Source organism: Microbacterium sp. LTA6 (assembly GCF_045690355.1).
GTDB lineage: Bacteria > Actinomycetota > Actinomycetes > Actinomycetales > Microbacteriaceae > Microbacterium.
The window spans coordinates 1,374,412-1,392,666 of sequence record NZ_CP147855.1 but is presented as its reverse complement, the minus strand read 5'-3'; the positions used below and the strand labels follow the sequence as shown (position 1 = coordinate 1,392,666).

18 protein-coding genes are annotated in these 18,255 nt (G+C 65.6%); 9 read left to right on the top strand and 9 right to left on the bottom strand.

From position 1 onward, the window contains the following. Positions 1 to 48 precede the first annotated feature (48 nt). From LTA6_RS06555 to LTA6_RS06535, 5 genes are read left to right on the top strand one after another with little or no spacing between them, the layout of a single operon-like run. Positions 49 to 498 carry a carboxymuconolactone decarboxylase family protein gene (locus LTA6_RS06555; RefSeq protein WP_407358987.1) on the top strand — a complete coding sequence of 150 codons (450 nt, stop codon included), beginning with the start codon at positions 49 to 51 and terminating at the stop codon, positions 496 to 498. Then, positions 498 to 1,031, top strand: coding sequence for a putative immunity protein (locus LTA6_RS06550; protein ID WP_407358986.1), 534 nt, complete (start codon positions 498 to 500; stop codon positions 1,029 to 1,031). Before LTA6_RS06555 ends, LTA6_RS06550 begins: the two co-directional genes overlap by 1 nt. A gap of 48 nt (positions 1,032 to 1,079) precedes the next feature. Then, positions 1,080 to 1,307 carry an RNA-binding S4 domain-containing protein gene (locus LTA6_RS06545; RefSeq protein ID WP_341976741.1) on the top strand — a complete coding sequence of 76 codons (228 nt, stop codon included), beginning with the start codon at positions 1,080 to 1,082 and terminating at the stop codon, positions 1,305 to 1,307. 45 nt (positions 1,308 to 1,352) lie between these two features. Further along, positions 1,353 to 1,862, top strand: coding sequence for a GNAT family N-acetyltransferase (locus tag LTA6_RS06540; RefSeq protein WP_407358985.1), 510 nt, complete (start codon positions 1,353 to 1,355; stop codon positions 1,860 to 1,862). After that, the gene (locus LTA6_RS06535; protein WP_363549865.1) at positions 1,859 to 2,176 is read left to right on the top strand and encodes an NIPSNAP family protein; all 318 of its coding nucleotides are present in this window, start codon (positions 1,859 to 1,861) and stop codon (positions 2,174 to 2,176) included. Before LTA6_RS06540 ends, LTA6_RS06535 begins: the two co-directional genes overlap by 4 nt. Before the next feature lie 51 nt (positions 2,177 to 2,227). On the opposite strand, the gene LTA6_RS06530 is transcribed toward LTA6_RS06535, so the two are convergent. Continuing rightward, positions 2,228 to 2,794: a dihydrofolate reductase family protein gene (locus LTA6_RS06530; RefSeq protein ID WP_407358984.1), complete on the bottom strand. Its 567-nt coding sequence runs from the start codon at positions 2,792 to 2,794 to the stop codon at positions 2,228 to 2,230. A gap of 215 nt (positions 2,795 to 3,009) precedes the next feature. Beyond that, positions 3,010 to 3,888, bottom strand: a complete 879-nt coding sequence (locus LTA6_RS06525; RefSeq protein WP_407358983.1) for an RNA polymerase sigma-70 factor — start codon at positions 3,886 to 3,888, stop codon at positions 3,010 to 3,012. Positions 3,889 to 4,107: 219 nt separating this feature from the next. On the opposite strand from LTA6_RS06525, the gene LTA6_RS06520 reads away from it, so the two are divergent. Continuing rightward, positions 4,108 to 4,863: an SDR family oxidoreductase gene (locus LTA6_RS06520; protein WP_341976736.1), complete on the top strand. Its 756-nt coding sequence runs from the start codon at positions 4,108 to 4,110 to the stop codon at positions 4,861 to 4,863. 175 nt (positions 4,864 to 5,038) lie between these two features. Here LTA6_RS06520 and LTA6_RS06515 read toward each other — a convergent pair whose 3' ends face one another. After that, positions 5,039 to 5,953: a family 43 glycosylhydrolase gene (locus LTA6_RS06515; RefSeq protein ID WP_407358982.1), complete on the bottom strand. Its 915-nt coding sequence runs from the start codon at positions 5,951 to 5,953 to the stop codon at positions 5,039 to 5,041. Positions 5,954 to 6,144: 191 nt separating this feature from the next. On the opposite strand from LTA6_RS06515, the gene LTA6_RS06510 reads away from it, so the two are divergent. After that, positions 6,145 to 7,173 carry a LacI family DNA-binding transcriptional regulator gene (locus LTA6_RS06510; RefSeq protein ID WP_407358981.1) on the top strand — a complete coding sequence of 343 codons (1,029 nt, stop codon included), beginning with the start codon at positions 6,145 to 6,147 and terminating at the stop codon, positions 7,171 to 7,173. Here LTA6_RS06510 and LTA6_RS06505 read toward each other — a convergent pair. The 5 genes from LTA6_RS06505 to LTA6_RS06485 all read right to left on the bottom strand — a co-directional run bounded on the left by LTA6_RS06505 (position 7,130) and on the right by LTA6_RS06485 (position 14,616). Next, a complete protein-coding gene (locus LTA6_RS06505; RefSeq protein ID WP_407358980.1) occupies positions 7,130 to 7,453 on the bottom strand; it encodes a hypothetical protein in 324 nt (107 codons plus the stop codon). The two genes, LTA6_RS06510 and LTA6_RS06505, sit on opposite strands and share 44 nt — an antisense overlap. 2 nt (positions 7,454 to 7,455) lie before the next feature. Beyond that, positions 7,456 to 8,481: a WxL protein peptidoglycan domain-containing protein gene (locus LTA6_RS06500; protein ID WP_407358979.1), complete on the bottom strand. Its 1,026-nt coding sequence runs from the start codon at positions 8,479 to 8,481 to the stop codon at positions 7,456 to 7,458. A 79-nt stretch (positions 8,482 to 8,560) separates the two neighbouring features. After that, entirely contained in the window at positions 8,561 to 9,184 is a 624-nt protein-coding gene (locus LTA6_RS06495) for a hypothetical protein (protein ID WP_407358978.1), read from the bottom strand. Positions 9,185 to 9,224: 40 nt separating this feature from the next. Further along, on the bottom strand, positions 9,225 to 13,472 hold the full coding sequence (locus LTA6_RS06490; protein ID WP_407358977.1) for an RICIN domain-containing protein: 4,248 nt from the start codon (positions 13,470 to 13,472) through the stop codon (positions 9,225 to 9,227). A gap of 295 nt (positions 13,473 to 13,767) precedes the next feature. Next, positions 13,768 to 14,616 (bottom strand): phytanoyl-CoA dioxygenase family protein, encoded by an 849-nt coding sequence (locus LTA6_RS06485; protein ID WP_407358976.1) that lies wholly within the window; start codon positions 14,614 to 14,616, stop codon positions 13,768 to 13,770. A 95-nt stretch (positions 14,617 to 14,711) separates the two neighbouring features. Between LTA6_RS06485 and LTA6_RS06480 the strand changes: the two genes are divergently transcribed. Together LTA6_RS06480 and LTA6_RS06475 are read left to right on the top strand one after the other, a co-directional pair. Next, positions 14,712 to 15,545 carry an AraC family transcriptional regulator gene (locus LTA6_RS06480; RefSeq protein ID WP_407358975.1) on the top strand — a complete coding sequence of 278 codons (834 nt, stop codon included), beginning with the start codon at positions 14,712 to 14,714 and terminating at the stop codon, positions 15,543 to 15,545. Then, positions 15,542 to 16,369, top strand: coding sequence for a sugar phosphate isomerase/epimerase family protein (locus LTA6_RS06475; protein ID WP_407358974.1), 828 nt, complete (start codon positions 15,542 to 15,544; stop codon positions 16,367 to 16,369). The genes LTA6_RS06480 and LTA6_RS06475 overlap by 4 nt, the downstream gene beginning before the upstream one ends. Here the strand turns inward: LTA6_RS06475 and dnaB are convergent. After that, positions 16,366 to 17,739, bottom strand: a complete 1,374-nt coding sequence (gene dnaB / locus LTA6_RS06470) for a replicative DNA helicase (protein WP_341976726.1) — start codon at positions 17,737 to 17,739, stop codon at positions 16,366 to 16,368. The two genes, LTA6_RS06475 and dnaB, sit on opposite strands and share 4 nt — an antisense overlap. Positions 17,740 to 18,255: the final 516 nt, after the last annotated feature.

Sequence of the window (18,255 nt, the reverse complement as noted above, 5' to 3'; positions counted from 1 at the left end):
CAGTCTCTACTGTGGAAGGCGCATCCGCGTCGGAACGAAGGAGACACCGTGTCGCATGTGAACATCGGCAAGATCTACGCTGCCCCATACCGGGCGATGCTGGAGTTCAGCGCCAAGGCCGCTGAGGCCGGAGTGGATGCCGGACTCTCGCCGTTGCTCGTCGAACTGGTCAAGGTGCGGGCCTCCCAGCTCAACGGTTGCGCCTACTGCCTGAGGATGCACTGCGCCGATGCGGTCACGCACGGCGAGACGCCCGAACGACTGGCGGTGCTCGCTGCGTGGTGGGAGTCGCAGTACTTCAGCGCCGAGGAGCAGGCGGCGCTGCAGATCATCGAGCGGGTGACCATGATCGGCGACCATGGCCGGCTCGCGGATCGTGGCGTCGACGTGGAGAGCATCCTGAACGAGAAGCAGATCGCGGCCGTGACCTGGCTCGCCGTCGCGATCAACAGCTGGAATCGCATCGCGGTCAGCAGCCACTATCCGGTGGGTCCCTGATGGGATCTCCGCAGGCATTGAGTGAGGCCGATCGCCGAGTCGTCGCCGCCTGGGCAGCGGACTGCGCGGAACGAGTACTGGCGTTGTTCGAAGCCGAAGAGCCCGCAGATCCGCGCCCACGGGATGCGATCGCTCGAGCTCGGGCCTTTGCCGGCGGCGAGCTCGATGCCGCCGGGGAGATCCGTCGCCGCTTCGTCGCGGGTCGCGCCGCGAAAGCCGTGACTGCTCCGGCCGCTGTGGCAGCCGCCAGGGCAGCCGCGCAGGCCTCTGGCGTCGCTCACATGGGCGCTCATGCTCTCGGTGCAGCGGCATACGCTGCGAAGGCCGCAGGTTTGGCAGCCCCGAATCGCCCCGATGCCATGCGTGACGAGATCCACTGGCAGCTGGGTCATCTGTCCGCCGAGGCAAGGGCCGCGCTTCAGCGCCTCCCTCTCCTGGGCGAAGACTCTGCCGGCCCACTCGGACCTGGGCTTCTCGGTTCCGGCGTTCTCGCAGAGGTCATCCGCGTCATCCAGGCCGACCTGCATGGATGAGCACCCGAGTGCGGCATGCTCCGCCTCGAGGACGGTTAGCATTCAGGAATGACGAGCACGGATCCGATCGAAGACGTTCCCACCGGAGGCGAGGTCATCCGCCTCGGACAGTTCCTCAAGTTCTCCGGTCTGCTCGACTCCGGCGGCAACGCCAAGGAGGTCGTCATCGATGGCTACGTCAACGTGAACGGTGAGGAAGAGCGTCGCCGGGGGCGCCAGCTGCAGGACGGCGACCTGGTCACGTTCGAGGGGCGCACGGTTCGCGTTCGCCGCTGACCTCGGCTCTCCTGGGGTGACGCCGCCACTACCTACACTGAGGTAATGCCCAGCCCGCGACCGCTCACCTTCGAGATCGTCGACCCCCACAGCGAGGATGGGGCGAGGGTGCTCGTGCAGTACTACACGGACATCGTCGGCCGGTACTGGGGGCGCGCGGCGACGCCGGCCGAGACGGAGAGCGCGATGCTCGACGAGCCCAGTGATCACCTGCGCGGAGACGGAGGGTTCCTCGTACTCGTTCGAGATGGAGCGGATGCGGTCGGGTGCGGCGGTGTCCGCATCGTCGAGCAGCACGTCGGCGAACTCACGCGGATCTACCTCGATCCCGTTGTCCGCGGCCGCGGTGCGGGACGAGCCTTGCTGAGCGAACTCGAGGCGATCAGCATCCGTCGGGGAATCCGGACTCTGCGGCTGACCGTGCGCCAGGACCTGGTGGAGGCTCATGGGCTCTATCGGCGTTCAGGATATGAGCCGGTCGAGGCGTTCTCGACGTCGCCTTATGCCGATCACTTCCTTGCGAAAGAACTCGCGCCATTGGAAAGGGCACCATGATCTCCATCCATCTCCGATACGAAATCGATCCGGACAAGCTTGACGAATTCCGTGAGTACGGGCGCCTCTGGATCCCTCTCGTCGAGCGTTTCGGCGGACGTCATCACGGTTATTTCCTCCCCAGCGAAGGAGACAGCGACGAGGCATTCGCGCTCTTCACCTTCGATTCCCTCGCGGCATACGAGCGTTACCGTCAGGATTCTGCGAACGATCCGGACTGCGTGGAGGCGTATCTCTACGCGAAGCGCACCGGGTGCATTCGACGCTACGAACGTCGGTTCCTGACTCCGCTGTTCGGCGCAGCCGACGAGTAGGGCCACCTCGCACTCGGCAGCATGCCGATCGTGGGAGCGGACCGCCCGGGGTCAATCACCGGGAGGGCCATCCAACACGGTCGGAATGTACTCGAGCAGCTGGATGCTCATGTCGAATGTGCGGGCTTCGACGAGGTCCAGGCGGACATCCGGGTAGCCGTCGAAGATGCGGTCGCGGCCGCTCGCCCCCGTGATGACGGGGAAGATCCCGACCCGGTACCTGTCGACAAGACCCGCCCCCAGCAGCGAACGGCACAACGCAATGCTGCCGATGGTGCGCAGCGGTCGATCGGAATCCTCTTTGAGCCGCCGGACGTACGCGACGGCATCCTCTCGCACCAGCGTCGAGTTCTCCCACGTGAGCGGCTCCGCCAGAGACGAGGAGAAGACGTATTTGGGGATGCCGTTCAGCACGTCCGTGCCCGGCTCTCCGCCAGCCGTGAGCTTCGACATCACCCGATAGGTCTTCGCGCCCATGAGCAGAGGGTCGTCCTTGTCAGGTGCGCCCTCGAGCCATTCGAGATACCCGGGGCTCTCCATACCCCACCATCCCGGCCACCCCTCGGCGGCACCGTAGCCGTCGAGGGAGCAGATGAAGTCGATCGTCAGCGTCTGCATCGTCGTCTCCTTCGTGCCCCGCGTCGCCACGCGTCAACGGCGACGCGGAGCCGAACGGATCTTTCGGGCAGGAGTCTAGGCCGGTCGACGGCGCGGCGGAACCCTGTCTTGCGGCACGCGACTTCCGTTGCCGACGACGATGGTCGCGGCCAGGGTCGCTGCAGCGGCGTAGCCAGGACTCCCACGGCGCGGCCACGCCGGGAACGGCATCCGGGTCACGCGCCGACCACGGTCACGTGCCCCAGTTTCTGCGGGCTCATCACCCAGAGAATCTGAAGAATTCCTTCGCTCGACGTCGTCGCGGTGACGAGTGTGGTGACCACACCGTCCTCGGTGAGCGTTGCGGCGGGCTGGCCGTTGACTTGAACCCAGTCGATCGCCTTGTTCCTCCAGAAATGGCTCGCGAACGCGGCGACGAACTTCGCCACTTGCAACCGTCCGGTCACCGGAACACGCGCCGCGATCTTGACCCCGTTGCCATCGGTGTAGCTCACGACATCCGCGGCGAAGAGCGATTCGAGTTCTCGAGGATCACCCTTCTGCGCGGCCGTGAGAAAAGCCTCGAGCAGTCGCCTCTGCGAGGAAGGGTCCACCGTCGCGTTCCTCGCGGAGGACAGATGCGACCGCGCTCTGCTGACAAGCTGCCGCGCGCTGACCACGCTGCAGGAGATCACCTCCGCGATGCGCGCGTACGGATAGTCGAACGCCTCCCGCAGGATGTACGCCGCGCGCTCCGTCGGCGTCAGCTTCTCCAACGTCAACAGGATCGCGAACTGCAGCGCCTCCGCGCGCTCTGCGCCGAGGGCGGGATCGTCTTCCGTGTTCACCGGTTCGGGGAGCCACGGCCCGACGTACGTCTCCCTTCGCACGCGGGCGGACTGCAGGACGTTGATCGACAACCTGGTCGCGATCGTGGTGAGGAATGCCGCCGGCTCCTGCACCTTCGTGCGATCCGTGTTCTGCCACCGGATCCAGGTCTCCTGAACGATGTCTTCGGCGTCGGCCACCGTGCTCAGCATGCGATACGCGATGCCGAACAGCCGTCGACGGTGGGCGTCGAAAGCCTCCACCGCCTGGTCGAGATCGTCACGCACAAGGGAATTGTCGCCGTTCCTCGTCACTTCTTCCACTCTCATGCGAGTCCGTTCTCAACCTGCACCTGTTCATGCGGATGCCGCTCTCCAATGGAGACCGGACAGCGACGCGATTTGTGACAGCCGGATATGAGCGGCATCCGCGGGTCGTCACATCGGGGGCATCCGCGCTGTCATAGCTGATGGGTGCCTCTCGGCCCCCTGAGAGGAAGGAATGACATGGCGAAAATCGTCGTAATCGGAGGCACGGGTCTCATCGGCTCGAAGGTCGTCACGAAGCTCACGGAGCATGGCCATGAGGCTGTTGCCGCGTCACCGAATACCGGCGTCAACTCCCTCACGGGTGAAGGTCTCGCCGAAGCGCTGGCCGGCGCGAACACAGTCATCGACGTGTCCAACTCGCCGTCTTTCGCCCCGGACGACGTAATGGACTTCTTCACGACGTCGACTCGCAACCTGCTCGTGGCAGAAGCCGAGGCCGGCGTGACCCATCACGTCGCCCTCACGATCGTCGGAACGAACCGACCGCAGAGCATCCCCTATTTCGCGGCGAAAGTCGCCCAGGAGAAGCTCATCCGCGAATCCGGCATTCCGTACTCCCTCGTGCATGCCACGCAGTTCTTCGAGTTCGTCGGCAGCATCGCCGACATCTCGACGGACGGCGACACTGTGACGCTGCCCGGCGCGCTCATTCAACCGATCGCGGCGGAGGATGTCGCGACCGCAGTGGCTCGCGCGGCGGCCGGTGAACCGGCAGGGGACTTCGAGATCGCCGGCCCTGAGGCCTTCGGAATGGACGAGTTCGCGCGCCGGGCTCTCGCGTTCCGGGGCGACGCCCGCACGGTCGTCCGCGACGACAGCGCTCCGTACTACGGCGCCCGGATCGCGGAGCGCACGCTCATCCCGATCGACGGCGCTCATGTCTTCGAGACACGCCTCGAGGAGTGGTTGCCGCAGAATCCGCCGCGCGGATAGGGAGTCGGGCCAGCGAGACGAAGGCACCCTGGCTTCGGTACGTGCATGCTGTTGGGGCTCGGCGGGATCACACCCGCGCGGGCCCCACCAGCACGGCTGACTTCTCACACTCAGGCGGAGTCCCCGCCAGGCGCCATGTCGCGGAACCGCGAGTAATGCCCCTGGAAGGCGAAGGTCATTGATCGGTTGCGCTCCATTCCTCTACCCACGACATCTCGACCGCGCCGTCACGCAGTCGCATGGGAAGCCACACGGCAGGAGAGTTCTGGAGGTCCTTCTCCTGCCAGCGATCGCCGACGTAGAGGAAACGGTCGCCGCCCAGCGGCACGACCGCGCTCACCTGGGAGTCGTAGGTCGCTGTTCCCGGAGGGGCGATGTCCGCCCAGTCGCTCCAGGGACCTTCGAGGCTCGTCGCCGTTGACATCTTGTTGTCGTTGGTCGACCAGCCGGTGAGGTCGGAGCCGAACAGGTAGTACAGGCCGCCATGCTTCACGAGAGCAGGGGATTCGTAGCCGATCTCGGGTCGAGCCTGCTGGAGCAGCGTCGCAACGACCGACTCGACCCCGAGGTAGTCATCGCGGAGGCGGTAGATGTGCAGGCCGTTCTCGCGGTCCTCCGACAGCAGATAGCCCGTTCCGTGCTCCTGATAGACGCCGATGTCTCGGCTGATGTTTCCGAGCGGTCGCTCGCTGCCGATGTACGTGTACGGCCCGACCGGGTTGTCGGCCACCGCGTAGCCGACGCGCGCGTCCGCGTAGTCGTGCGACTCGATGTGCAGGAGAAGCACCCACGCACCGTCCGGTCGCTGCAGGGCCTTCGGCCTCTCGATGATGCGGTCGGCGCCGAGCTCGGGGTGGTTTTGCACTTCGAGCGAGTTCCCCTCGAAACGCCACTGGGCGAGGTCCGGCGAGGAGTAGCAGCCGACAGCAGTGAAGAAGGATCCGTTCGACTTGTCTTCACCCCAGGCGTACCACCGGTCCCCCACACGGACCGGCGCACAGCCGTGCAGCTGCGCGACCTGGCCACGGTCGTCGGTGAACACGTGCCCGGGCCGGATCGTGTCGGGCCTGACGGTATCAAAAGACATCATCGTCTCGTTCCTGTCGATCTGATTGTTTACGTAAACAACATCGGCGACCATATCCAATGATCCGCGCCGCGCGCAAGTGCCCGGATCGCTGAGTCCATAGACGCGTGCCGCGACCACGCGGCCTCCGTTGCGGGCTGCGGCGACCGAGATCCGCCCTAAAGTGTCAGAGGATGGGGAGATCGGAGGTACGGATGCCAGAAGCAGGCGCGAAAACGCAGCGCAGTCCATCGATGGCCGACGTCGCGAGAGCCGCCGGAGTGTCCGGACAGACGGTTTCGCGAGTTGCCACCGGTCGCGGCGTGGTCAAGGCGGAGACCCGGCAGCGCATCATCGCCACGATGCAGGAACTCGGCTATCGCCCGAACGGCGCAGCGCGTGCTCTGCGCGACGGCCGGTACCGGAGCATCGGCGTCATCATGTCTTCGCTGTCCTCTCACGGAAACATGCGCACCATCGATGCCATCGCGTCGGAGTGTGCGGCCGGCGGCTACTCCCTCAATCTGATCCCGCTCGGAGCGGCGACGCAGGCCAGTGTCTCCGGGGCGTTCGCCCGGCTCAATGAAGAGGCGGTTGACGGCGTCATCATCGTGATCGAGGCGCACAGTCTCGCCGAGGCCGAGGTCGAACTGCCGACAGGCCTTCCCGTCGTCGTCATCGACTCCGATCGAAAAGGACGCTACCCCGTCGTCGATACCGACCAGGCCCAGGGTGCGAAGCTCGCGACCGAACACCTCCTCGACCTGGGGCACGAGACCGTCTGGCACGTTGCCGGTCCCCCTGAGTCGTACTCGGCCCACGGCCGTCGGCAGTCGTGGGAGCGCACCCTCATCGAGCGGGGCGCACGCGTGCCGGAAGTCATCACCGGCGACTGGAGCGCTGATTCTGGACACCGCGCCGGGCTCATCCTGGCGGCGCGCGACGATGTGACCGCCGTGTTCGCGGCGAACGACCAGATGTCCCTCGGTCTTCTGCGCGCGTTCCACGAGCGCGGACTCCGTGTTCCGGACGACGTGAGCGTCGTAGGGTTCGACGACATGGCGGAATCTGCGAATTTCTGGCCGGCTCTCACGACGGTCCGTCAACATTTCGATCAGGTCGGCGTCGAAGCGATGCGCGCGCTCATCGCCGCGATCGAGCATCAGCCGGCTGCCCCCGCCGACCTCGTCCCGACCGAGCTCATCGTGCGCGGGAGCTCGGGGCCTCCCCCGCACCGACGCTGAGGTTTGTGCGCCGCCGGTTCGTACTGACCGCTCTCCGGTGCACGACGATCGCGACACCGCTGACCGCCAGGGCGATCGCCACGGAGATCAGCAATGCGGGGTCGGCGCCCGTATCCGGAAGCGTCGCGATGCCATAGTCCGGCGCGATCGTGACCTGCACGGTGACGCCACCGCTGTCGATGTCGTCGGTGACCTGCTCGTACACCGCGAGAGAGCCGACGGACAGTGACGAGATGAAGCTCCAGGCGGCGTGCCGAGCCCGGAGAAGAATGCCGCGCACGATCATCCCTCGATGCGCGCTTCCCGGCGCCCGGCTTCCCGCGCGGCATTCACGAGCGTCTCGACCTGTCGCCGCCGGCGGCGACCCCGGAGTGCCATTCCGCCCACCATGAGCACCAGCGAGAGCAAGACGAGCAGCTGCGGCCATGGACCCGCCCACACCGACACCGTCTGCATGACGGGACCGATGTGCTCGCGCGAGCCGTCGGGAAGGACGACGGCCCGCTCCACAGAGAGTGGCACCGACAGCAGACCCAGCGGCCAAACATCTCGGAGGTGGAGTTCGACCGCCCGGTCATCGCCGGGCAGGAGCTCGACGGTCTCACCGGAGACGGTCCGGCCATTCCATTCGACGGCGCTGGAGGATTCGAGACGCACGTTGCCGGAGTTGTGGAGCGTGTACCTCACGACGACGGTCCCCGGATTCAGAGGGTTCCATTCGGTGATGTACTCCCCCGCTCCATGCACCTCCAGGCCCGGTGCGACGTCACCCGCGACCCGGACCATCACGCGGAAACCGACCCGACTCTCGACTCCCACCGCGGCCCCCTCCGAAGCACCTTCGGAGCGGATGGAGGCCGCGACTCCCGCCGCGTGGTCGCCCGGTGTCGCATTCTTCGGGACTTCGACGAGGAACGGAACGACAGCGGTCGCACCCGGCTCCACGGTCACCGTTGACGGCAACGTGATCCACGTACCGGCTCGGGTGGACTTCTCGTCCGACGGCAGCATATTGAAGCGTCCGGATTCGGTGAGATAGCCGTCAGCGCTCGCGAGCGAGAACGTGACGGCCGAATCTCCGAGGTTGATGACCGCCATCCGCTCTGTCGTCTTTTCGCCAGGCTCGAGCTCGAGCTCGGCCCACGCCCGGCCATCTGGACCCGATTCGTCGGCGGGGCGCACCGACCAGGTGACGGTCTGGTCGTCATCCGCGGATGCTGACGTCGACCAGACGGCCGGTGCGATCGCAGCAGCCAGGACCGCTGCAGCGCACGCGACCCGCGCGAACCGTGATGAGCGTCTCTTCATCGTTTTCTGGGCCTTCCTGCGACGGGAGCAACCACCGGGGTCGCGATCATGATCGTGAACGCGGCCCCGGAGTCCTGCGCTACTCGAAGAGCGAGAGCGTCACCGTTCCCGAGTACGATCCCGGTGCCACGTCGGCAGGAGTGCGCAGCGTGAGGTCCGCCGTAGCGGTCCACTGCCCTTCTGCGGCGATCGCTGCGGAATCGAGCGCCATGGCGAACAGCTCCTGGTCGACGAGACCGAAGGGATCCGGCGCCGTGGTGTCGAGCACGGTCTGCACGGGATCGCCTTCTGTGACCAGGCCCGCGTCACCGCCGTCGATCAGGCGCGGTGTCCAGCCGAGATGATCCGCTCCGATGGCCGGCTGTCCCGCGTCTCCCGCGAAGGCGCTGGACGAGCCGAGCACGTACCACCCCACCCCCGCAGGGATGTCACCCGGGTCACGAGTGTCGGTGACCGTCACTGTCGGCAGCGATCCGGTGAACTGACGGACGAGGGCATCCGACCCGTTCTCGACCAGGGTCGTCGTCGTGCCTGCGATGCTCATCGCGAGCACGCCCGGTTCGTCGATCTGCGCGATCGAAACGGAGACGTCCACCGCCTCGTCACCGTGCTGCTCCTCCGCGACGGCGGCACCGGCGATGCCGACGAAGATCGCCGCTCCGGCGGTCACCGCGGTCCACCTGGCCAGACGTGTTGCATTCATTCGGGTATCTCCTTCGATATGACGGGAAAAGTTACTTGTGTCAGCCGCACGAGAGCGCCGGGTACGGGGCAGTCAGCGTGCGGCTGACCGGATGACCGGCCACCGTGCCCGTCGCTTCCACGGTCACCTGCCCCGCGGCGATCCCGGCCTGACGTGTCGTGAACGCATGCGAAACGCTCTTGTCCACGGCGACCGAGGCGAACGACTTGACGCCGAACGATGACCGCGCGACCGCGGCGACGGAGGCATCCGCATGGTTCTGGACCTGAACCGTCACGACCGCCTTGCCGGCTACGCAGCGGACAGCGGCGCTAGTCCTGACATCGAGCTCGGGGGCAGCAGCCTCGTCGAGGGTCACCATGATCCAGCTCGCCTGCACATCGGCTGCGCGCGTCGGATGCAGGACGAGTTCGATCTCGCCGGCAGTCCCGATCGTGATGTCGCCGTACGACTTGGCCTCGTCGGCTGCACCGTAGTCGTGGTCGGCCTCGACGACGGAACCGTTGACGCTCACCTGCGCGCCACGGTCGTCCCACTGATCCCAGGGATCTGCGTATCCGACGTGCACGGAGTACTTCCCGGGATCGAGATCGCCGAAGCGATACGTGATGTCTCGCCCTTCGACCGCGTACCGCATGGTGGAGAACATGGTGCCGTCGACCCCGCCGTGGGTCTTGCTCCCCTCGCTCACATAGCCCCAGGATGCCCCACTGTCGGCATCCTCTCCGTAAGCCTGATCTGCCGTGGAGTTGAGCAGGTCGTCACCGCCTGCGGACTGAACGCCCAGCCAATCGTCGGTCTCCTGCCCGCCCGCGTTCACCGCGTACACGAGGCCATCGGGGACGACCGCGATGGTGCGCGTGAAGGTGCGTCCGCCGAAGTCCGGGAGAGTCCCTGTCGCCGTCACGACGCCCGGTGCGCCGAATGATCCGGAGATGCTCCACGTCACGGGCTGGGTGGATTCGACTCCGTTCTGCCGAACGGTGACCGTCGATGCGTCCAGGCTTCCGCCCACCGGCACGGTGGCAGGAACTCCGCTCACGTCCCACGCCGCCCACTGGCCGAGCTGATCGAGTGTCCATTCGTCATAGACCTCGACGGCCATCGTGTCGCCGCCCTCGCCCAGGCTGATCGGCAGCCACACCATCTGCGCGTTCTTCAGGTCGTTCCCGCCATTCCAGCGGTCACCCATGTAGATGTACTTCCCGTTCTCGCGATCCACCGGGATCACCGAGGAGGGCTGGGAGTTCCACGAGTTGCTCTGCGCCCACCAGGGGAACGGGTCTCCCTTGTCGGTCCAGGTGCCCATGATGTCGGTGGAGGTCGCCCACCGCGCGGGGTTGGGGTTCCAGCCGGTCGTGCCCGATGTGATGAGGAAGTACCGCTCATCGTGCTTGAAGATCGCCGGAGATTCCCGGGACTGACCCACGAAGATGCGGTTGTAGTCGACGCCCAGCACGGCTTCGTCGGCCGGGGTGGCGAGATCGGTGTAGTCCGCGTTGAGCTTGGAGATGTACATCGTCGCGTTGCCCTCGCTGGAGTAGATGATGTAGCCGGTGCCGTCGTCATCCACGAAGAGGTTCATGTCGCGCGCCATACCCGGGGTGTCCCACCCCTCGGGCGAGTAGTTCAGGTAGTAGCTGTCGATGTACTGGAAGGGACCGAACGGCGAGTCCGAGATCGCGACTCCCGCCTTCGCCTTCGCGTACTGGGCGCTCGACGTCGCGGAGGGGCCGTCCATGTGCGCCCACATGACCCACTTGCCGGTGCTCTCGTTGTAGATCGCCTTCGGGCGCTCGATGATCGGCGGCGTGACGCCGTCGACCGGAGTCGTTCCGAGGTCGCGGTACACGGCGTCCTTCTGCTCCTGCGTGTAGTCGCCGTACAGCGCCTCGAAGTACGGGTCATCGAACTGCGCCGTCGACTCCAGCGCCCGCAGCGCGACGCCCTGATCCTCCCAGTTGTAGAGGTCGTAGGAGCTGTACACGTGAACACCCGGGGACGAGTGATAGCCGTTGGTGCGGTCCTCGCCGTACAGGTAGTAGATCGTGCGGCCATCGTCATCCTTCGACGGCACCACCTGGCCGCCATGCGCCTGGATGATGTCGCCGTCGGTGTCGAGCCACTCCTGACCCGGATGGAAACTCGTATATGGAGCGATCTCCGCGCGAGCAGGCTCCAGCTTCCACTGCTGGTTGGCACCCCAGTTGGACTGCCACACGCCCACGTGCGCACCGGCCGACGTCGAGGCGCCGGCCACGTCGAGCACGGCGTTGGTGCCGGCGTTGAGCAGGCTGAAGGTCACGCCGTCGGTCGAGGTCATCAACCACAGCGTCGACGGGTCGCTCGCCGCTTCGGTGTCGCTGACGGTCCGCATCTCGGTATCGCCGCCGGCTGCGGCGAGAGTGCGACCATCACCCGAGCGCAGCGCGAAACGGTCGCGCGAGGTGCCAGGCTGATCGTCGATCAAGGTCGCGGTCCACGTCTGCGCGGCGAGTTGTTCCGGGTCGCGGGCGTTGCCGAGTGCAGCGGTGTCGCCGGCCGCGGTGAGTGGGAGATCGCTCTGCGCGCCCGTGATGGTGAAAGACTCGCCGTTGCGCAGGGCGGGAGCATCGTCGTTCACATCGGAGACACCGGTCACGACGAACGTCGTCACCGACTTCGCGGGGACTGTCAACGTCGCGGTCTTGTCCGCACCCACCACCACCGGATCCCCCGCACGGAGCGCGTTCACAGACGGATCGGATGCCGGAGACCCTGTGGTCACGACCGGAGTCACCGACGCACCGGTCGCGACATCGCCGAACAACGAGAGGTCGATCTGGATCGTCTTGGCTTCGTCGTCGTTCGTGTACACGAGAGTCGCGCCCGAACCATCGCCGTCGATCGCCGCGGTGGTGTCGTTGTCGTTCACCCGGACCAGCTGGTCACCGGGCTTGATGTAGTGCGTGAAGTTGCGCAGCGTGTCGTACTTCGAGTTGGTGCGGATGCCGCACTCGGGGTTCTGGTCACCGTCGGCGATCCGTCGGACGGAGTCGCCCTCGGCGTTGCAGTCGAAGTCGATGAAGACCGAGCCCCAGTTCTTCTTCTCGACCTTCTCCATGTTGTAAAGGTCTTCCACCGGCTGCCAAAGAACCCAGGCCTCCGGCTCGAGCTCACGCAGGTCGGAGTTCACACGCTCGGCGATGCCGAGGCCGTTCTCGATCGCGTCGGGGTTCCAGCTGTCGCCGCCCCAGTTTCCCTCGACTTCACTCATCCACAGCGGCTTATCGGCACTCTTGGCGATATCTCGGACGAGGTGGCGACTGCCGGTGGAGTAGGTGTGCACGTTGAGCTGAGCCACAGCTCCCTTCGCCTCAGAACTCCAGCCGTTCCAGTCCTCGACGAACCGGTCCGGGCTGGTCTCGTCAGGACCGGAGATGACAGCGTCTGTCGTCGTGCCGGGTTCGGCGAGCTCTGCGGCCAACGCGGTGATCACCGCTGACTGCAGACCGGGACCCGCGTGCGCCCCCTCCTGCCCACCCTGTTTCGGCCATCCGTCGTCGCCGATGTTCGTCTTCCAGTAGTTCGTGTTCGGCTCGTTCAGCGGATCGATCGTGGCGAACTCGATGCCCTGGGTGTCTTCGACGTGCTGCGTCACCGTCTTGACGTACGTGGCGAACTCATCGACCGAATCGGCTCGGATCTGGTCGGCCCACCCATCCGTGCCGCCGCTGACGAAACCGCTCTCGGTCATGAAGTAGGGCGGGGAGTTGCTGAAGGCCTCCCAGGTGTCGACCTCGTCCTTGATCGCCGTGACCCAGGCGAGCTGGGCGGCATCCGAGGAGAAGTCGTAGTCACTCGCGTTCTCGCCCGTCCACGCCGCGCGGAAGCGGTCGCGGTCAGCGAAGGTCGAGGAGATCTCGCCGTTCTCGTCAGCGAGTGGCGCATCGGCATTCCACCATCCGGGCACGGCGCCGCCGGGCCGGAGGTAGCCGGGCACATCGGAGGCATTGCCCCCGCCGATGTTGTAGCGCGCGATGTTGAGGTTCAGCCCTTCGTCACCGAAGATCTTGTCGATGAGCTCGTCACGCAGGTCGGCCGGGTACCCGCCCGTTGCATTCGCCATCCAGACGAGACTGGTGCCCCATCCGGCAAAGGGCGCGCCGGCGTAGGCGGGGTTCGGTGCGAGCACGACATCAGGATCCGCCGCACTCGCGCTCAGCGCGGGCACCGTGACGAATGCGGATACGGCGACTCCGAGCCCGGCGCCGAGCGCAACGACCTGACGGGTTTTCGATTTCAACATCTTTGTCCAATCTCGAAACTGCGGTGCTGGTGAGGCGGGCGAGCTCGCGAACTTCGGGCTCGCCGCCTCGGGATTTCAAGGATTTCCGTGCGCACTTCTTCGTCCGTCGGAGCCGTGAACGGCGCAGACGGACCGCCCGCATCGGAAGGCTTCTGGGATGGCGATCCACACCGAAGTGGGAGTCGTCTAGGGAGACGTCAACGCCATTGTTTACGTAAACTATTTGCAGTCGAGTCACGCTAACGCACGTGTGCCGTGTTCGTCAATCCATGAGTCGGGGCGAAAAAGCGGAACCTCAGAGCCCGTCTTCGTCGGACCAGTGGTCCTGCCAGCGCCAATCGATCGGGTCCGAGATCCGTTGGTAGCGGATATCAGTGGACAGGCGGATGCGGCGAGCCGGATCGACGTTGTCGGTCGAGGCGTGCACGATGTGCGCCGAGTGCACCATCACATCGCCGGCCGTGTAGTCGTTCACGAGCCACCGAGTGTCGTACTCGTCGGCGAGGCCCGGCAGGTCAGCGGTGATCGACGCCGCGGGCATCTTCAGCCTTCCGGCGCGTTCCTGAGCCATGACGCGGTGGTGGCTGCCTTCCAGATAGGCCAGCCCTCCGGTCTCGACGGCGCAATCGCCGAGAGGAATCCACATCGACAGCACGCGGTCGGTGCCTTCGCGCAGGTAGACCAGGTCGTAGTGCGCTTGGGTGGCGGTGCCGATTCCGCTCTCGCCGGGCCGGGTGTGACGAATGATCCGGCGCTTGTGCAGGTGGACATCGTCTCCGAGGAACCACTGGAACCATCCGCGGATCGTGGGATGCGAGGTGAGCGCTGCGTACTGGTCGCCGGGGACGATTTCATCGAACAGCGTGCTTCGCGTGAGACCGCGATCGATCTCACCATCGGCGTCGATCCCCTCTGCCACACCGCTCGGGGCAACGAGCCCGGTCGGTTCGAGTTCACCGAAGTAGTAGTTGCGGAAGTCATTGACCAGTGCGGGATCGAGGTGACCGCTGAGATAGAGATAGCCGTCACGACGGATGCGCTCCCACAGCGCGTCCCTGTCGTCGCGCAGCGATGCGGGGACAGCTTCCAGGCGTCCGAGACGTTCGGGGCGCTCATCGAGAACGTAGCCGTTTGACGTGATCATGTCATGCATCCTGACGGATGCTTGGATGATCGGTCCACGGATTGTTGAACTTGAACCTTGGATTTTCAATGCTTCATGGCCATACTTGGACGATCATGAGCGACTGGTCCCGTTACGCGCATCCCGCACCCGCGTTCGCCGACCGCGCGATCGTGTGCATCGGGGCCGGGGAGTATCGCGGGAATGACAGCGAGGTCCGCGATCGCCCGTTGCGTTCTCATGCCGCGGTGGTGGTGAGCGAGGGGAGCGGCTGGTTCCGCAGTCAGCTCTCCACGGATGTGGCGATCGAGGCGCCGGCCCTGATCTGGCTCTTCCCTGGAATCCGGCACAGTTACGGCCCGGATCGGTCCGGTTGGACGGAGCACTGGGTTCTCTTCGGCGGCACCGTGACCCGAGACCTCGATGCACTACCCGCGTGGAGTCCGGCGACGCCCGTCGTACAGCTGGGGGCCGTTCCAGCTACATTGGCGCCTACCTTCACGCGGCTTCGATCGGACCTCGCGGAGCCGGGATCCGTCGGCGCTCTCCGAGCGTCGGCGACCTGCTACTCCTGGCTCGTCGACCTGGCGGCTTCTGTCAAGCCCGCCGGGGCGCCCGACCTTGTCGCCGCCTTCGCGCGCGGTGCGACCCGCCAGTTGTCGATGGAAGCCCGCGCTCGTGAGCTCGGGGTCAGCCTGGCCGAACTGCGGGCCGAGACTCTGACGGCCACGGGATTGACCCCGCTCCAACTTCTCATCGAATCACGCCTGGCGCGGGCACAGTCGCTTCTCGTCGAAAGCGATCTCGAGGTCGGCGTGATCGGCAAGACCGTCGGTTTCGACGACCCCGCCTACTTCTCGCGGCAGTTCACGCGACGCCGCGGAAGTTCCCCCAGCATGTTCCGCAGCGAACAGCGCCGGGTTCCCTCCGAAACAGGTGAAGCGCAGTGACCTCAGATCTTTTCGTCCTCATGACCGACTGGGGGACGCAGCTTCAACCGCGCGAACTCATCGACCGCGCACTCGCGCAGGGATATGACGGCGTAGAGGTCTGGTGGCCGACCGACCCGCAGGCGCAAAACCGCCTCCGCGCCGCGGTCGACAGCACGGGGGCTGCCCTATCGCTCCTCACGGGAGGAGACGCCTCTGATCCGCGGGATCATATCGAGGAGATCCACCGCAGAACTGCCGCGATCGCAGACAGCGGGTTGGCTCCCCTGCACGTCACGCTGCACGCCGGGCGAGACCACTGGGACCCCGCCGATCACGATCGGCTTGCGGATCAGATCAGCGAGGACCGGGCAGAGACCGGCCTCGATGTCCTGGTCGAGTTGCACCGATCGCGGATGCTGTACGCAGCACATGCGGCGAAGCGCGTTCTGGAGCGACACTCCGACCTGCGCGTGACCTTCGACGTGTCGCATTGGCTGGTGGTCGCCGAGACGATGCTCGAAGATCAGTCGGGTGCCGTCGAGCTCGCGATCTCCCGCGCCGATCACATCCATGCACGGATCGGGCACCCCCAAGGCCCACAGGTGAACGATCCGGAGGCAGCGGAATGGGCCGCTGTGGTCGAGCAGCACCTACGCTGGTGGGACGAGATCGTGCGACGTCGGCGATCCGAGAATCGGCCGGTGACGCTCCTCGCTGAGTTCGGTCCCGTCGACTACGCCCCGTGCCACGCGGGTACTCGAGTACCTCTCCGCGATCCGGAATCATCCAACCTGTGGATGCAACGCACTGTTCGCGAACGATACGGCGCGTCCGAACACTAGGCGAAGTCCCCACCCGGCGCCATGTCGCGGAAGCGCGAGTAGTGCCCCTGGAAGGCGACGGTGATCGTCGCGGTCGGTCCGTTACGGTGCTTGGCCACGATGAGGTCGGCTTCGCCGGGGCGGATGTCCTTGTCGTAGACCGAATCGCGGTGCAGCAGGATCACCATGTCGGCATCCTGCTCGATCGAGCCCGACTCACGTAGGTCGCTGATCGCGGGCTTCTTGTCGGTGCGCTGCTCGGGACCACGGTTCAGCTGCGACAGTGCGATGACCGGAACCTGCAGCTCTTTCGCGATGAGCTTGAGGCTACGTGAGAACTCCGAGACTTCCTGCTGACGCGACTCGACGCGCTTGCCTGAGGTCATCAGCTGGAGGTAGTCGATGATGACCATGCGCAGGCCCTCCCGCTGCTTGAGTCGACGGCACTTCGCGCGGATCTCGACGAGCGTCATGTTGGGGCTGTCGTCGATGTAGAGCGGAGCATCATTGATGCGCCCTCGGGTCGCGGCGACCGTGGTCCAGTCCCGAGGGTCGAGGTTTCCCTTGCGCAGGTTCTGCAGGGGGATCGCACCCTCGGCACTGAGCAGACGCATCGCGATCTCGCTCTTGCCCATCTCGAGCGAGAAGAAGACGGAGGGGATGTTGTTGCCGATGGATGCCGAGCGCGCGAAGTCGAGTGCGAGCGTCGACTTACCCATGGCAGGACGCGCGGCGACGACGATCATCTGCCCGCCGTGAAGGCCGTTGGTCAGTTCGTCGAGCTCCTTGAAGCCTGTCGGAACGCCTGTCATCGATCCGTCGCGGCCGCTCGCAGCTTCGATCTCCTCGAGCGCGGCGTCGACCGCGACCTGCAGGGGAACGTAGTCCTCTGCCGTCTCGGACCCGGTGATCGAGTAGATCTCGGCCTGCGCGTTGTTGACGATGTCGGTCGCGTCGCCCTGACCGTCGTAGCCGAGCTGCACGATGCGCGTGCCGGCGTCGACGAGCCGACGCAGGATCGAGCGCTCGGACACGATGCCGGCGTAGTAGCCGGCATTGGCGGCCGTCGGCACGATCGACGTCAGCGTGTGCAGATAGTCGGCGCCGCCGGCCCGGCCGAGCTCGCCGGTCTTGATCAGCTCGTCGGTGACCGCGACGACGTCTGTCGGCTCGCCGTGCGAGTAGAGCGAGAGGATCGCCTCGAAGATGAGCTCGTGCTTGGGGATGTAGAAGTCGGCGCCCTTGAGCGTCTCGATCACATCGGCGACCGCGTCCTTCGACAACAACATGCCGCCGAGCGCGCTCTGCTCCGCGAGAAGATCATGAGGCGGCACGCGCTCCGGCGTGCGCTTTCCCCCGAGACGCTCCTCCGAGATGTCGGCGATCGACACACTGCTCCCTTCGACGCGACGTGATTGCTTCGGATGCTGCTCGAACCCGATTCGGTGCGGTGGGCGGTGAGGCGTGCCCACGCAGACAGCGAATCAGGACCCCCCGACATTCGGTCGCTCGACCACGCTAGGAGCGGCCGAATCCACACGCAACACAGGCTGTGGATAACTATGTGGAAAGCGTGCGGACAAAGTCGGAGTGTCTGTGCACAACGCCTGTGGATAACCCCGTGGACTCCCCTGCATCTGAAGTTTCTTTTTACCTACGACCAGGTGTTTCACGTTTCCCCAGCCTGTGGATGGGAATCAACCTAAAGGTTTGATTGAAGGTTTTGCCACCAAGAGGGGGATGTGCAGAACCTGGGGAAAGTCAAGCTGGATCTCTCCCGGGCGCGCCATCGGAGATGTCCCGTCCCGCCGCACCGAATTCTCCTGGACAACGACCAAGCCCAGGAGTACTCTCGGCGGCACGATGCATGGCGCGTCGTGACGAAGTTTGCCTTCAGGGGGGAGGTC

Excerpts from the sequence above, each read along its gene's own strand:
- LTA6_RS06510 (WP_407358981.1), top strand. The coding sequence starts at position 6,145 with ATGCCAGAAGCAGGCGCGAAAACGCAGCGCAGTCCATCGATGGCCGAC.
- LTA6_RS06500 (WP_407358979.1), bottom strand. The coding sequence starts at position 8,481 with ATGAAGAGACGCTCATCACGGTTCGCGCGGGTCGCGTGCGCTGCAGCG.
- LTA6_RS06545 (WP_341976741.1), top strand. The coding sequence starts at position 1,080 with ATGACGAGCACGGATCCGATCGAAGACGTTCCCACCGGAGGCGAGGTC.
- LTA6_RS06490 (WP_407358977.1), bottom strand. The coding sequence starts at position 13,472 with ATGTTGAAATCGAAAACCCGTCAGGTCGTTGCGCTCGGCGCCGGGCTC.
- LTA6_RS06540 (WP_407358985.1), top strand. The coding sequence starts at position 1,353 with ATGCCCAGCCCGCGACCGCTCACCTTCGAGATCGTCGACCCCCACAGC.
- LTA6_RS06495 (WP_407358978.1), bottom strand. The coding sequence starts at position 9,184 with ATGAATGCAACACGTCTGGCCAGGTGGACCGCGGTGACCGCCGGAGCG.
- LTA6_RS06515 (WP_407358982.1), bottom strand. The coding sequence starts at position 5,953 with ATGATGTCTTTTGATACCGTCAGGCCCGACACGATCCGGCCCGGGCAC.
- LTA6_RS06520 (WP_341976736.1), top strand. The coding sequence starts at position 4,108 with ATGGCGAAAATCGTCGTAATCGGAGGCACGGGTCTCATCGGCTCGAAG.
- LTA6_RS06530 (WP_407358984.1), bottom strand. The coding sequence starts at position 2,794 with ATGCAGACGCTGACGATCGACTTCATCTGCTCCCTCGACGGCTACGGT.
- LTA6_RS06550 (WP_407358986.1), top strand. The coding sequence starts at position 498 with ATGGGATCTCCGCAGGCATTGAGTGAGGCCGATCGCCGAGTCGTCGCC.
- LTA6_RS06535 (WP_363549865.1), top strand. The coding sequence starts at position 1,859 with ATGATCTCCATCCATCTCCGATACGAAATCGATCCGGACAAGCTTGAC.
- LTA6_RS06485 (WP_407358976.1), bottom strand. The coding sequence starts at position 14,616 with ATGATCACGTCAAACGGCTACGTTCTCGATGAGCGCCCCGAACGTCTC.
- LTA6_RS06480 (WP_407358975.1), top strand. The coding sequence starts at position 14,712 with ATGAGCGACTGGTCCCGTTACGCGCATCCCGCACCCGCGTTCGCCGAC.